Raw genomic sequence first — 15,207 nt, 5'->3', positions numbered from 1 at the left:
GTGGTCCTTCGACTCGTGGTCCCTCTTGGACCCGTCGTCCTTCTTCGACCCGTCGTCCTTGCCGTGGTCGTCACCCGTGGTCGAGGCCAGCAGACCGCCACCGGTGTGCACACCACCACGCGGCTTGTCGTACCCGTCCTTCTTCTCGTGGTCCTGGCTGCTGTACGAGGAATCGTCCTTGTCCCGGTCACCGGCGGCGAAGGCGTACGCGGCCGGGGCCGTGATCGCGAGAGCCGCCGAAACGGTGGCTGAGGCAAGCACAATGCGAGCAGAACGCATGGGGATTTCCTTCCATCGCGACTCACGTCAGCCGACTTGTCTCGGCTCATGGATCCGCAGCGCGACAACAACACCGTCAACGCACCGGCCGCTCCGCACCACCTGGGCGGGTATCCGGGTGAAGGTCCTTCGCCTCCCCGGCCAACTGCTGACGGGGCGGTACCTCAAGGCCACCGCCCTCACCCGTGAGGATCGCCACCCTCCCGATCAGCACCACGATCACCCGGCTGGGCGACACCCGGGGCGGCGCCCACGCGTACTACCTCGACACCGTCGGTTCCTGGCAGACGGGCAACGCCGGTCGGGCTTCCGGAGGCCGGTGGCTCGACAGCGATCAGCACACCCCGCCCCCGCGCACGCAGCGAACAGGAGCATGGACCATGGGGCGGCCGTCGGCGGCCGGCGGATGCGGAAGGGAGACAGCCCGCCCCTCGGCACGCGAAGAAATCGGACGGCGATGTCGAGAACCCGCGTCCGGCTCCGTCCCCGGGGTGAACGCGCCCACAATGGGTCGCACGAACCGAGGAGAACCACGATGGCCAAGTACCTGCTGCTGAAGCACTACCGCGGCGCCCCGGCTCCGGTCAACGACGTGCCGATGGACCAGTGGAGCCCGGAGGAGATCTCGGCGCATGTGCGGTACATGAACGACTTCGCGGCCCGGCTGGAGAAAACCGGCGAGTTCGTCGACGGTCAGGCGCTGGCCCCCGGGGGAGCGTGGGTCCGCTACGACGGTGAGGGACGTCCGCCGGTCACCGACGGACCGTTCGCGGAGACCAAGGACCTCATCGCCGGCTGGATGATCATCGATGTCGACAGCTACCAGCGCGCCGTCGAGCTGGCCGGGGAACTGTCGGCCGCTCCCGGGGCGGGCGGCAGGCCGATCCACGAGTGGCTGGAGGTGCGCCCGTTCCTGACCGCGCCGCCCACCATCACAGAGTGACCTCACCGATGGACGAGGTCCTGCTCAGGAGCCTCACGCCGAGCGTGCTCAGCGTCCTCGTCCGCCGCGGAGCCGAATTCGCGGCGGACGAGGACGCCGTGCAGGAGGCTCTGGTCGAGGCGCTGCGGGTCTGGCCGGCCGATCCGCCGCGGGATGCCAAGGGCTGGCTGGTCACCGTGGCCTGGCGCAAGTTCCTCGACGCGACGCGCGCCGACGCCGCCCGCCGTCGACGCGAGTACCGCGTCGAGGAGGAGCCGGCGCCCGGGCCGGCGCCCGCGGTGGACGACACGCTCCAGCTCTGCTTCCTGTGCGCCCACCCGTCACTGACCCCGGCATCGGCGGTCGCGCTCACGCTGCGCGCCGTCGGCGGGCTGACCACCCGCCAGATCGCCGAGGCGTACCTGGTGCCCGAGGCGACCATGGCGCAGGGGGTGCCCCCTCTGGGGGAGCATCAGCCGGGCCAAGCGCACCGTCTCGGGCGTGCGCTTCGACCGGCCCGGTGACCTCGCCACCGTGCTGCGCGTCCTCTACCTCGTCTTCAACGAGGGCTACTCCGGTGACGTCGACCTCGCCGCCGAGGCCATCCGGCTCACCCGGCAGCTCGCGGCCCGCGTCGACCACCCCGAGGTGGCCGGGCTGCTCGCCCTCATGCTGCTCCACCACGCCCGGCGTGCCGCCCGGACCGCGCCCGACGGCAGCCTGGTGCCGCTCGCCGAGCAGGACCGCGGCCGGTGGGACACCGCGTTGATCGCCGAGGGCGTCGGGATCCTGCAGGCGGCCCTCGCCCGCGACCGGCTGGGCGAGTTCCAGGCCCAGGCCGCCGTCGCGGCGCTCCACGCTGACGCGCCCACCGCCGGGGAGACCGACTGGGCGCAGATCGTCGAGTGGTACGACGAGCTCACTCGCCTGACCGACAGCCCGGTCGTCCGGCTCAACCGCGCGGTCGCCGTCGGGGAGGCCGACGGGCCCCGCGCGGGCCTGGCGGCGCTCGCGGCCCTGGACGCCTCACTGCCCCGGCACGCCGCGGTGGCGGCGTACCTCCACGAGCGCGACGGTGACCTGGCGACAGCGGCACGGCTGTACGCCGAGGCGGCGCACAAGGCACCCAACCTCGCCGAGCGCGACCACCTGACGCGCCAGGCCGCCCGGCTCAACGCCCGCCGGTGTCGCTGACGGATCGCGCTCGCACGACCGCGAACCGGCGCCGTCGGGAGCGGGGAGCAGTCAGGTGGGCTTCCGGGCCGAGGGGACCCAGGACGGCCGCCGCCGCATGTCTCCCAAGCGGCGCAGGCCCGCCGGCTCCGGTGACCATGGTCCCGGAATGTGGCCCGGTGCCCCCGCGCACCCCTCGCAGGTGACTTCAGGCAGCGCCGGCACCGGCCAGTACCGCCACCGGCAACAGCAGCATCCACTGTGGCAGGCGCAGCAGCGGCTTCGACCAGCCGGCCGCCAGGGACACGGTGAGAAAGACGCCGGAGTAGACCACGAAGTGGGCCGCCAGGAGCCAGGCGACGGTGTCACCGCCGGGGCGGTCGCCCAGGGCGAGCCAGATCATGGCGGCGGCGGCCAGCACGAGGTCGGCCGTGACCATGTGCCAGACCGCGTGCAGGACGCGGCGGGGCTCGTCGGGGAGGTCGCCGGTCAGCAGTGGCCGGACGACATCCCGGCCCCCCGCGATGACGTGAAGGGCGGCGACCACGCCGGCGGCTGTTCCGGCGGTGAGGAACCAGGCGTTCATCGGGACTCCAGTCCGCGGCCGACGATGGCCGCCAAGCGCGTGGCGAGCTGTGGGCCGGGCTGCCCGCCCACCAGGCCGACGTGGAAGAAGACGGCCCCGGCCAGGGTGTCCAGGACCAGATCGACCGGTAGGCCCGGATCGGCCTCCCCGCGCCGGGCGGCTCGCTCGAACACGACCACCAGGCTCTCCTTGGCCGGGGCCAGGAACTGGGAGCGGATACGGGCCCGCGAATCCGCCCGGGCGGCGAAGTCGGCCAGCAGGCCGGGCAGAGCGGCGGCCGCGGCGGGAGTGGAGAACTCCTGGATCAGGGCCTCCAGCAGCGCCGTCAGATCGCCGCTCAGGCTGCCGGTGTCCGGTACCGGGGCCGCCTCGGCTTCGGTGAAGACCGCCTCGTACACCAATTCGGCCTTGCCCGACCAACGGCGGTACACGGTGTCCTTGCCGACTCCGGCCCGGGCGGCCACCGCTCCGATGGAGGTGGCGGCGTAACCGAGTTCGGTCACCAGCTCGGCTGCGGCCGTCAGGATCGCCCTGTGGGCACGGCTGTCTCGGGGACGCCCACGCGGGGCGTCGGGAAGCGTCACCCGGGTAACCATACGGGACGACCCGTTGGGTTATGTGTCAGGGGCCACCGCGGGTGGGTCGACGGGGCCACCAGTCGCGACCGGTGGCCGCTCCGATCGACGGCCGGCCGCGCCGGGGCCACCGGAGAGACACCACCGGCAGGCGCGCTCCCGCTGATCCGCGCGGTCAGCGGCCCTCTTCCGGGGGCTCCCGCTCCGTCCGAGGGCCGGCCGGAGGAACGGCTGGCCGATGACGTGACCGAGCGCCCGGGCCGTCACGCTGCGTGTACGTGTCTCCCGGACCCGGACTCCCGGGAGCAGACGGCCTTCCGGTGGTGGATCCACGCCGCGATCTCGGCACTGGCGGCATTCGCTCGCGGGGTCACCGCCCTCGGGTTGCCCGGACGGCACGGGCCCGAGGCCATGCGCCGTAACGGACCGTCACGCCGGCGCCGACTTGACCTTGGTCGCATCCGGGTCCAGCGTGGATGTGTACGACCTCCAAGGCGTGACCGGACGAGAGAAGCGCACGAGCGGAGTCCGCCATGACCACCGCGCCACTCGACCGCCAGCAGAGCCGCTGCCGTCTGGCTCAGATGCTTGTCGGCATCCTGCTGCTCCTGGCCGGCAACACGTACGCGGGCGCGGCCTGGGCAGCGGACCCCGCCGGTGACCCGAGCCCTCCGCCCGCTACCGAGGACCATCCGATGCCACCCGGTCTGCCGGATCCCGATCAGCGCACGGAGCCCCTGCCCCACGAGTCCCCCGGCGACCCGGCACGGTCACCCGCCCCGCACACGCCCGGCGGGCACGCCACCATGCGGGCCGACAGGATCCCGCCACAGGACTACGCCGCCGATGCCGTCGCCCGTGTCGAGGTCGCGGCGCACGTCGATGTCGCCGTGCACTGGGACACGATGCGCCAGTACCACTTCAAGTCGGTCATCGACACGACCGCGGGTGGTACGGGCGTTTTCGTCAATCCCAGCGGTGTGCTCGTCACTTCCGCCGAGTCCGTCGTACTGGACCGGGAACGGGTCACCGTCTACGCGGTGAACCAGGCGTGGCACCGGGCTGAGGGGGTGCCGCTGCCCGACAACCCGTACGAACGCGTGCGCCTGCCCGACGATCCGGAACTCGACGCGGCCGTCAACAGCTGCTACCAGCCGGACAACCCGAAGGCCGACTGCGCCGTCTTCATCACCCCGGAGATCAGGGTCCATCCCTACACCGCGGCCGAGAAGCCGAAAGCCCTGAAGGCCACCGTCATGTCCACATTGGGCGGAGTGGCTGTGCTCTCCGCCGCCGCCCCGGGCAAGACGGCCACGATCGCGCTCGCACCGGATCAGCGGGGTGAGAAGCCCTGGACGTCGGTCGGCTGGCCCACCACACCCAGTCGGACGACCGGACCGGCCACTGCCCAAGGCCGCTACGACCGCCAGGGCGCGGTCGCCGAGCAGGACATCGGCAAGCTGCGCGAACAACTGGGGACCGGATTGCCGGGCTCAGTCCTCGTCGACGAGCACGGCGCCCTCACCGGCATGCTGAACCCCACCGGCAACCGGGTGGACGTACTGCCACCCGCCCGGATCACCGCGGCGCTCGACAGGAGCGGGGTACAGGCCGAGCGCGGCCCCGGCGACTCCAGCAAGGCCAACGGACTGGCGCTGTACGCGAAACACGAGTACCGGCACGCCGCACCATGGCTGCACAGCGCGGCGGACGACACCGGGCAGGGAGCGATGGCCGTCCGCTACCACAAGGCCGCGCACGCCAACACCGACAAGCCCAACGACATGAGCGACGAGGCCGACGCCCACACCGGCCACGCTGCGTCCGGCGGCGGCACCAACTGGGCACTCGTCGGGCCGCTCATCGGGCTGACGGTGCTGGCCGCGGCGGGTGCGGCGCTGTTCGTCCGAAAGCGCCGCCGACCGGCCCTCGCCGGCGGGCCGGACATGGACGGACCTGGGCCCGACCGGGACGCGAACGCCTCGGTCGCCACCTGGCCCGGGCGGCCCCCAGCCGCGCAACACCCACCGCGCACGGAGCCGGCGGCACCTCCGCCCTCCGACCAGCGCGACGGCCAGGTCACCGACCGAGCGGAGCGCCGTGAGGAGGACGCGGACAGCCCGCGGGCCCCGCAGAGCGCCTTCTGCGCCAGTTGTGGTGCCCTTCTGTCTCCCGGCGACCGCTTCTGCTTCTCCTGCGGCGCCGCCTCCCACGGATCTTGAGGACCCGACCGCGATGCCTCAACCGCGCATCACCCTGGAACCCGGTGAGGAGCTGGCCGGTTACCGTATCGAGTCGTTCATCGCCCGCGGCGGCATGGCGATGGTGTACCTGGCCCGGGACCTGTCCCTGGGACGGCGGGTCGCCCTGAAACTGCTCGCCCCCGAACTCACCTCCCACGCGAACTTCCGGGCCCGTTTCGTACGGGAGTCGGAGCTGGCGGCCTCGGTGGAGCACCCCAACATCCTGCCGATCTACAGCGCGGGCGAGGCCGACGGCGTGCTCTACATCGCGATGCGGTACGTCGACGGGGAGGATCTCGGCCAGCTCCTGGACCGGCGGTCCGAGGGCGACGGCCGGCTGACAGTGGCCGAAGTGATGTCCGTGTTCACCCAGGCCGCCGGCGCGCTGGACGCCGCGCACGGAGTGGGGCTGGTGCACCGGGACGTCAAACCCGGCAACATTCTTCTCGCCGGCGCCGACAAGCCGGTCACGGCACGCCACGTCTACCTGGCGGACTTCGGCCTGACCAAGCGGTCGGCGAGCCTGTCCGGCTTCACCACCACCGGTCACTTCCTCGGAACGATCGCCTATGTCTCCCCGGAACAGATCGCCGACCGCGCCCTCGACGGGCGGGCGGACATCTACTCGCTGGGCTGCGTCATGTTCCAGGTGCTCACCGGCGAAGTGCCCTTCGCCTGCGACGACGACGCCGCCACCCTGTGGGCGCACATGTCCGCGTCCAGACCGAGGGTGTCCGACTACCGGGACGACCTCCCCGAAGCGGTGGACAGCGTGCTGAACCGCGCGATGGCGACGGACCCGGACGAACGCCAGCCGTCCTGCCGAGCGGTCATCGAGGAGCTGCGGCGGGTACTTCGTGCCACGCCGCCGGTCACGAGCCCCGGGACGGGCGTCAGCGAACCGCGTACACCGCCGCCGACAGCCCCGGGCCGCCGTCCAACGGTGGGACAGCCCCTGCCGGAACAAGGGACCGGAGCCGAAGCCGGAGCCGGGGCTGTATCCGAAGCCGGGACCGGAGCCGAAGCCGGAGCTGAAGCCGAAGCCGAAGCCGGGAAGCGGCCTCCCCCACGACGACCGGGGCAGCCGCACGCACCCTCCACCCCCCGCCGTCGGCACGTCCTCGTGCTGCTCGGCGTGCTGCTCGTCCTCGTGGCCGGCGTGGCCACCGCACTGTTCACCCTCCGGTCTGACGGTTCCTGGGTCCACACCGGTGACCAGGCTGCTCCCTTCCGGCTCGAGCACCCGCCGAACTGGTCCTACCACCCGGCTACCGGGGCGGCGATGTACGCGGACACTCCCGACCACCTGGTCGGCATCTTCACCGACGGCGACAAGGAACAGTGGCGGCGTGCGGGAAGGGTCGTCGACGATTCCCCCGACAAACTCGTCGGCATCATGCTCCGCCATACCCAGGAACAGTTGAGCCTGGGCACGTCCGCCGAAGCGGCCGACGCGATCCGCGCCATCCCCGCATTCCGTCGGGCACCCCTGGGCACCCCGGTACCCGCCAGCGTGGACGGTGTCGAAGGCTGGCGTCTGGACGGGACACTGGGCAACCCCAACGCGAAGGACCCACCCAGCCGGATCGCTTACAGCTACTTCCTGCTCAGCGTGCCGAGCGGCACAGCGCACATGGTCTTCTTCGCCCTGCCGGAGCGCATGGCGGCACAGGAGGACGTGTTCGCCCGCGTGCGTGGAACGATCCAGTTGCCTGAGAACTGAAGGCCCCCCTGACCGGCCCAATCGGCCGGGCGGGACGCCGAGGGGGCGCGGGTGCCAGGCACCCCGCGTCGCGCCTTGGCAGGCCCCGGCCCCCGGCCGGCCTGCCCGTGAGCCATCGGCCCGGATCGTCGGCGCGGGGGCCGGCCGACGGTCGGCGGGACGGGGCACCGAACCTGGAACAGCCAGGGGCGTTGGTGCCCCGCCGGAATGCGGGGACGAGCGCCGCCGCGGAACCGTCGCCGGGCCCGGGCGGGTTCGTTCACCGGTCCTTTGTCGCTGAGGTCCGCCCGCTCATCGTCGCGTGCCTCTTCCCGACGACTCCGACGCAGACCCAGGCGAGGAAGAGAACGGCCGCGGCCGCGTATCCCACGGATGAGCCGGTGAACACCAGGCCCAGCAGGATCAGGATCATGACCATGATCCCGACGCGTGACGATGTGACGGCGTCGGCCCTCAGGACCCAGCGCGAAGGGCCGGAGGGAGAACGCGGCGATTCCTCGGTCATGGTTGCCTTTCGAAAGAACTTGGCCGTGTTGCCTGAGCGATGGTGTGGCGAGGAGGGGCCGACCCGCCAGGGATCGGCCGGTCGGCCCCCCGCTCGCCGATGGTGCGCCCTCAGTGGCTCACTTCAGGCACGTCATCGGGTGGTTCACCTGATCCAGCGGGTCCGGAAACCCCAGTGCACATTCACCTTGCGACGGTGCTTGCCCCAGGACTTCTCCCGGCGGAAGCCGTCGAGCCAGCGCTTCGAGCTCTGGGGCGCGCCACGGAGTCGCCATCGGGAGAAGATGCCGGGTCCGACGACCGCGGCCGCGCCGTAGATCATGTTCTGGCGGTATCCGGAGCGCGTACGCCGACTCTCACTGATGCGGTATTTCGCCGCTCCACCCGCGGCACCGAGCGCGCCGCCGATGAGGAGTCCGCCGGCTCCCGCACAGATGCCGGCCGTGGCCGCGACACAGGCCGCCGCCGCCACGCCGATCCCGACACCCGCGGCCCAGCCGTAGATCTTGCGGTGCCGCTTGATGTGCCGGCCGACGCTGCTCTTCTTGAAGCTGTTCCACTTCTTCTTGCACCAGCCACAGCTCCATTTGCCGTCCAGGTCGAAGCTGTTCAGCGGGTCCGCGTTGACGTAGTCGTACGCGTTGGCGCTGCCGCCGTAGACGGGGTCGAGGGACAGGAACCGACCCGTGACCGGACTGTAGAGACGGACACCCATGAGGGTGAGACCGGTGAGGGTTTCAGCGGAGCGCTGCTTTCCGCCCAGCCAGTTGTAACGGGTGGCCGGCTGACCCGCACGCGGATTGCCGTACTCGTCGCTGTCCAGGACGACGGGCGGCTGACCCGCGGTGAGCGGGAGCTGGAGGGCGACGTCACCGTGGATGGTGGTCATCTGCAGCACGGTACCGCCGGTCTTGGCGGTCGTCGCCACGAGGTCGCCGGACGCCGACTCGACGTTGCGGGTCAGCGCGCCTGTGCCGGTGTCCTCGATGATCCAGCGCGGCTTGTCGCCGTCGCCGTCGTAGTGGTTGAGCTTGGACGCGGTCTGCGTCCAGCTCGTGCCACTGCCGGTCTCGACCTTCCAGGAGCGGAAGCGGTGGGCGGCGTCGAGCTGCCAGGTCTGGCGCTTGCCGTCAGCCGTCTGCTGGTACGCCAGGTCATTGGCGTAGTAGGCGATGCTGTCGCTGTTCGGAGCGGCGGTGGTGCGCCCGAACGCGTCATAGGTGTGGCCGGCGTCGACGAGCCGGTCGGCGCTGTCGTAGGTGTGGCTGGTGGTCGTGCCTCCGGTGGACGGGCAGTCCGCACCGGGCGCGCCGGCCGCGCTGGTGAGGGACTTGCGGTTGCTGCGGTTGTCGAAGGTGTAGGTGCGCTTGGTGCAGACCGTGTCGTACGTGTCCTCGACGGTGACCAGACGACCGGTGTTGTCGTAACGGAACTTCTGGTCCGTCCAGCCGGCGTGGCTGGTGACCTGGCTGTGCACGGACTCGGTGACCGTGTCGGAGTAGACGACCGTCCCGTCGCTGTCACGGGTGTAGGTGCGGTCGACGGCCGATCCGGTGGTGTCCTCGGTCTGCTTGACGGTGTAACCGCCGGGGAGCTTCTCACTCATCACGGAACCGTCGGCGTCATAGGCCGTCTCGAAGACACCGGCGACGGAGTCCGTGGTCTTCGTGGCCATGCCGCGCGGCTCGACCGTGTGGTCGTAGGTGTACGTCACGGTGGACGGCGCCGTGTCGGTGACCTTGACCGGGCGGTTGAGCAGGTCGTACTCGGTGGTGGTCGTGCCGCCGTCGGCGTCCGTGTAGGACACCAGGCGGCCGAGCTTGTCGTACGCCTTGGTGACGGTCCCGCCGGTCGGCGAGACGCTCTTGCCGGCCTGGCCGGTGGCCGGGTCGTACTCGGTCGTCGACTCGGGGACGGCCTGGCCGACCCCGCCGGTGACGGTCACCTTGGTGGCGCGTCCCGCGTCGTCATACGTGGTCGTGGTGGTGCGGGCGACGCCGTTGGCGGTCTCCGTGACCTTGGTCGGGTTGCCCCACCAGTCGTACTCGGTGGTGGTGGTCGGCAGCTGTGCGGGGTTGGTGCCCCCACCGGTGATCGTGCCGGCGGGCCCGGTGGAGCAGACCATGTCGGCCCACTCCGGACGGCCCTGGCAGGCGCCGGTGCCGGTGGCGGACCAGTACGTCGTCACACGCGTCGCGGCGTCGGCCCCGGTGGCGCCCGGCAGCAGTTGCCTGGTGACGCGGCCCTGGTCGTCGTACTCGGTGGTACCCGTGATCGCCAGGCCACCCGGGTCCTTGATCGTCTTGCTGGGTACTCCCTTGGCCCAGTCGTAGGCCGTCTCCACCACACGGACTTCGCCCATGACAGCGGGGTGCTCGCGCACCTCCGCCCCGCTGGACGTCTTGGTGATCTGGTCCTTCACCTTCGCCGTGCCGTCGGTGGGACGCCCTGAGTCGTACTCGTTCACCGTCCAGGAGCGCGCCGTCACGGACGTGCCGGCCGGCACCAGGACAGTGGTGCCGGACTTCAGGTCCTGGGTGAGTTCGACACGGCGCAGCGGGCCGAACTCCTCCAGCTCCCGGACGCCGTTCTCGTCGTAGACGGACTTGGTGGCGAGCAGGTCGGCGCGTTCCGCCGCCGTGAGCCGGCCGATGCCGAGGCCGGCCTGGGTGGCCCTGTCGTCGGCGGACAGGCCGAGCGCGATGGCCCGGTTGGCGGCGGTGAGCTGGCGGACGGTGTTGCCGAAGCGGTCGTACTCCGTGGTCGAGACGTGACCGCCGGGGACGGCCTCGTTCACCTCATGACCCGACACACCCAGGTAGCTGATCTCCGCTCGACCGTAGTCGGCCGCCGCGAGGGCACTGCCCGAGTGGGAGGCGGGGACAGCGTCCGCGGGGAACACCGCGGTGGCGTCCGTCGGGACGTCCGACTGGCCCCAGCTCTTCACGTCCGCGGCGCCCAGCTTGTGCGGGGCGGCGGTGCCGGTCAGGGGGACGTCGTAGACAACGCTGGTGGCGGCGGCGCCGGACTCCGTGCCCGTCGTCCCCTGCTGCAGTGCCGGGCGGGACGCCTTGAGGAGCATGCCGTCACCGGCGGTCGCGGCGTTGCCGGCCTTGCCGTAGGTGAAGGTCCACGGCAGTTCGCCGGGAGGGGTCAGCTGGGTGACGTGACCGGCGCTGTCGTAGGCGTACTCCGTCTTCAGGGCCGGAGTGATCTGCGGGTTCCACGTCTGCCGCAGGCGCCCGGTGCTGTCGTAGGCGTACGTCTGCACCGCCTTGGCGGTGGCGGTGGCCGCACCCGGGGCGGTGGACCACATGCGGATTTCCTTGACCTGTCCGGCGAAGTCGCCGTAGGAGACGGCGGTCGCCGTGGTGGTCGCGGCGTAGACGTACTCCATCGCGCGGCAGCCCTTGGTGGCCGGGTCGGCCGTGCACGCGGCAGCGGTGGCCGCCGAGGTCGCCGCGATGACCCGCTTGGGGCGGGCCAGCTTCTTGCCGTCCGCGGTCACCGCCTCGGACACCACGGTGGTGGTGGAGTTGGCCAGGCCGTCCAGCAGGGTGCTGGAGACCTGCCACGTGGTGGCCGCCGCGTCGGGCTTGGTGAACTCGGTGACGGTGCCCTCGGTGTCCGACAGCGTGAAGGAGCCCGTGGTGCCGCCCTTCAGGGTGAGGACCTCGGCACCGGGCTCGGGAATCCACCCGTTCTTCGCCGCGTTCGCGGTGAAGTGCGTCTCTTCCCCTTCGGCGTCGACGAGGGCGACGGCCGTATCCGAGACCTTGCGGACATGGGAGTAGTCCGACTCGGTGGCCTGGGCGGCGGTGCCGGCGACCCACTCCTTGCCGAAGATGGCCGCCTGGCCGTCCTGCTTGGCGCCCTTGTCGGGCGTGCGCGAGGAGGCGGTGCGGGACACCGACAGGTCGAAACCGGAGGCGTCGGTCGCGGACAGGGTGTAGTCGCCCGTCAGCAGGTTGACCGATCCGGGGCCCACCTCGCTGGTGGCGGCGCCGGAGGCGGTGCGGTCCACGATGACCGTCAGCGGCAGGGTGCTGCCGGTGGCGTTGTCGGGACCGGCGAAGTCGGCCTTGATCTGGACGGCGCCGTCGGGGTCGACGGTGTCGGTGGCGTTCCAGACCAGCGGGGCGTTCTTGCCGTTGGTGAGCGGGACGGGCCACGCGGTGAGCGGGTTGCCACCGGACGTGACGTCACTGGCGGGGATCCTGACCCAGGGGTCGGCCTCGGCGCGGCGCCAGGAGAAGGACACCGCGTCGTACTTGCCGGCCTCCGCCTCGGCGGCGAGGGGCAGCCGGCGGGCGGTGCGTTCACCGTCGGTCGGCTGGATGAAGCCGCCGGGGCCGGCGTGGAAGGTGTAGTCGACGGCCTCGGACTTGTTGTCGGCCTTGTCGACCTGCCGGACCTGGAGGGTGTGGGTGCCGTCCCTCGCCGGGGTGACGCTGATGGCCTTGGCGGCGGTGGAGCCGCCGGTGGCGACCTTGTTCCAGCTCGCACCGTCCAGGGACCACTCGAGCCATTGGTGGTCGGTGCCGTTCGGGGTGACCGTGAAGGTTCCCGGCTGGCCCGTGCCCTTGACCCAGGCGGTCGTCGGGTAGTCGGTGGAGGCGATCCTCGCCGCGGCTGAGGGGGTGGTGGTGTCGACGGTGAACGTCTTCCACTCCGACCAGCCCAGGTTGTAGTGGGCGCCGTCGTACGGCGACGTGCGGAACCTGTACGTCTTGCCGTTGCTCAGGACACCGGCCGGGACAGTCACCGAGGCGACTTGGCCCGAGGCGACCCACGGGGACACCAGAACGTCACCGACCTGGGTGTTGGTGGCGTTGTCGAAGATCTGGAAGGTGCCGTTGACCTTGTCCCCGTTGGCGTCGACGAACGTGTCGCGCAGGGTCGGGGTGACCGTGTTGACCACGTACGCGCCACCGTAGGAGAAGTACGGCGGGCCGGCCTCCTGCTTGGTGCCGGTGCGCGGCCGGTAGTTGTAGGTCACGACCAGCTTGGGCGGGTTCGCCGCGGCGTTCGCGGAGTTGACCCGCTTCCACTGCCCCGTCACCGCCTCGTCCACGGCACGGATGCCCATGCCGGACTGCGACCACTTGTTGTTCGCCCAGTGCTGGGCGAGGTTGGTGACGTCGGCGTTGATCCAGCCGTCCGGCTGCGTCGAGCAGCTCGCGTTGCCACGCGTCTCACTGGACGTGGCGTACTTGGTGGTCATCGCCGGACGGTTCGTCCACCGGGAGGAGGTGGAGGCGTTGTTCGCCGCCCACACTTCCCACGGCTGCGCGGGACATGTCGTGCCGGTGTAGTTGCCCGAGTGGAAGTTCCACAGCGACAGTGTCGCCTTCGAGACCATGGCGTCGGCGATGGGCGCCGTCCGCCACGTGATGTAGGACTGGGCGGTACGAGGCGTCCCGTCGGCGTTCTTCGTACCGGGGTTACCGAAGTCCAGCTCGGTCTCGGCCGACGTGTCCGTGGTGACGCCCTGCTGTACATAGGTGTCGAACAGGTTGCTGAGCGACGAGGTCGACGGGTCCACGGTGACCGGGTACTTGGTGGCCGGGTCGGCGAGGAACCCGGCGTCCGGGGTGACGACCAGGTCGATCGTCGATCCCCGCTGGACGACCTTCATCTCCACCGGCACCTTGCGGGTGTGCTCACCCGACACCGGGTCCACGGTGGCGTCCCACATCACCGGCGCCGGCATCAGGGCCCGCTTGGTGTTCTTCCGGTCGGTGAACAGCACACCGCCGTCCGCCTGCTGAACCGCCTTCAGGCCCTTGGCCTTCAGCGGAAGCGTGTAGGTGTAGCCCCCGGCGGCCGGCTTCCGCTTGATCTCGACGAACTGCTCGAAGCCCACACGGGTGGCTTCCACCACCACGTCCGCGCCGGGGACCGCGTTGACGTACTCGGCGCGCGTGCCGTTCAGCTCGGGAGCCGGCAGGCCGCCCTTCCACTGCAGCGTGATCTGCTGGTCCCCGTCTCCGAGGGTGACCAGGTCGACGGGCTTCCCCTGCCGGGTGGCGGCCAGCGACCTCGCGGGAACGCCACCGGACTTGCCGGCGAGCCGCAGCCCCTCCGGGTGCGCGTTCGGTGTGACGGATCCGTCCGGACCGGCAACCAGGTCCAGGTCGACGTCCCGCCACGCACCCGTGGCCGCATCGGTGAACCGGACAGGTCCCGCGGCGATCTCGGTGGTGAGCGAACCGTCCTTGTTCACCCACGTCGTCGACGTCTCCGTACGCTCCGACAGGGCCTCCACCCGCTTGCCGGACAAGCGCGCCGCAACACGTGCGGAGGCGATGTTCGCGGCCGCCGTGACCGCCGCTTTCGGCTGCTGGACAGGGCCGTTCGGCGGGGCTGCCGTCGCGACCCCCTCGACCAGGGTCACGGCCAGGGCGAGAGACAGGCCTCCCGCTATCCAGCGGAGACTTCTCCCGGTCCAGAGCCACCCGCGCTCGTCTGGCGCGGGTATATGCATTGTCATGATTTCTCGGTCTCTTGTGTCATTCCGCGTCACTCTTGCAACGCATTTGTGAAGATACCGAGCAGTAGCGGAGGGACAGTTCCGTCGAATCCCTACATGGTCGACAAGGCAGTACTCGACGCCCCTGTGATCTGACTCACCATCAGTTCCTCGGCCGGTGCGGCGAGTACCGGGACCCCTCGCTTGTGCACAGGACGTCAAGGACGGTGTTGCGAAGCTCACTTCCGGCGTCGTCCCACCTGCCGGCACACGCTGCGGGGGAGGGCCGGGGGTCGCGTGGAGCCGCGTCGGGCAGCGCCGAGGGCGGCCGCCGGAACACGGCGCCAGGGCGGTCGGACGGCCTGACCCGATCGGGCGGTGACGGGCAGCGGGCGAAAGCGGGCGCGTGCGCTGAGGGTCGTCCCGATCGAGGTCCCGGCCCAGCTCGGCCGTCTCGGGCGGCCGTTCCGCCGCACCGTGGCGCCGGAAGGCAGCCCGTCGGGTGCCCACGGGACGGTCGGGCCGGTACCGCACGCCGGAGGCGTGGTCCGGGGCCGGCCGCAACGGGGGCGCCGGGCGGTTGCGTGGCTTCGCAGCCGGGCGGGCCCGGGCCGGGGCGCGCCGGGGCAGCGCACGGCCCCGTACCGCGAGGTGCGCGGTACGGGGCCGACGCGAGGCGGTGACGCCGCCTCCGCCTCCGTCACGGGCCGCCGCTCCGCCCCCGGAGGGG

General features: G+C 71.3%; 7 protein-coding genes and 2 pseudogenes. 4 read left to right on the top strand and 5 right to left on the bottom strand.

Annotation, left to right across the window (positions count from 1 at the left end; translation table 11 throughout):
- Positions 1-279: pseudogene (locus AB0H53_RS26550) on the bottom strand (hypothetical protein); the annotation flags it as partial.
- A 535-nt stretch (positions 280-814) separates the two neighbouring features.
- Here AB0H53_RS26550 and AB0H53_RS26545 point away from each other — a divergent pair.
- On the top strand, positions 815-1,222 hold the full coding sequence (locus AB0H53_RS26545) for a YciI family protein (RefSeq protein ID WP_362118316.1): 408 nt from the start codon (positions 815-817) through the stop codon (positions 1,220-1,222).
- An 8-nt stretch (positions 1,223-1,230) separates the two neighbouring features.
- Positions 1,231-2,395, top strand: a pseudogene (locus AB0H53_RS26540) (DUF6596 domain-containing protein).
- Positions 2,396-2,582: 187 nt separating this feature from the next.
- Here AB0H53_RS26540 and AB0H53_RS26535 read toward each other — a convergent pair.
- Both AB0H53_RS26535 and AB0H53_RS26530 read right to left on the bottom strand, forming a co-directional pair.
- Positions 2,583-2,960, bottom strand: coding sequence for a hypothetical protein (locus tag AB0H53_RS26535; RefSeq protein ID WP_362118314.1), 378 nt, complete (start codon positions 2,958-2,960; stop codon positions 2,583-2,585).
- Positions 2,957-3,544, bottom strand: a complete 588-nt coding sequence (locus AB0H53_RS26530) for a TetR/AcrR family transcriptional regulator (protein WP_362118311.1) — start codon at positions 3,542-3,544, stop codon at positions 2,957-2,959. Before AB0H53_RS26530 ends, AB0H53_RS26535 begins: the two co-directional genes overlap by 4 nt.
- Before the next feature lie 524 nt (positions 3,545-4,068).
- Between AB0H53_RS26530 and AB0H53_RS26525 the strand changes: the two genes are divergently transcribed.
- Both AB0H53_RS26525 and AB0H53_RS26520 read left to right on the top strand, forming a co-directional pair.
- Complete coding sequence (locus AB0H53_RS26525) at positions 4,069-5,757, top strand: zinc ribbon domain-containing protein (protein ID WP_362118308.1); 1,689 nt, start codon at positions 4,069-4,071, stop codon at positions 5,755-5,757.
- A 13-nt stretch (positions 5,758-5,770) separates the two neighbouring features.
- Positions 5,771-7,501, top strand: coding sequence for a serine/threonine-protein kinase (locus AB0H53_RS26520; RefSeq protein WP_362118305.1), 1,731 nt, complete (start codon positions 5,771-5,773; stop codon positions 7,499-7,501).
- 259 nt (positions 7,502-7,760) lie between these two features.
- Here AB0H53_RS26520 and AB0H53_RS26515 read toward each other — a convergent pair whose 3' ends face one another.
- Positions 7,761-7,913 carry a hypothetical protein gene (locus tag AB0H53_RS26515; protein ID WP_362118302.1) on the bottom strand — a complete coding sequence of 51 codons (153 nt, stop codon included), beginning with the start codon at positions 7,911-7,913 and terminating at the stop codon, positions 7,761-7,763.
- Between the two features lie 237 nt (positions 7,914-8,150).
- Positions 8,151-14,408 carry an RHS repeat-associated core domain-containing protein gene (locus AB0H53_RS26510; RefSeq protein ID WP_362118328.1) on the bottom strand — a complete coding sequence of 2,086 codons (6,258 nt, stop codon included), beginning with the start codon at positions 14,406-14,408 and terminating at the stop codon, positions 8,151-8,153.
- Positions 14,409-15,207 lie beyond the last annotated feature (799 nt).

Source organism: Streptomyces sp. NPDC050856 (assembly GCF_040653855.1).
GTDB lineage: Bacteria > Actinomycetota > Actinomycetes > Streptomycetales > Streptomycetaceae > Streptomyces.
This window is presented reverse-complemented; position numbering and strand designations above follow the sequence as displayed.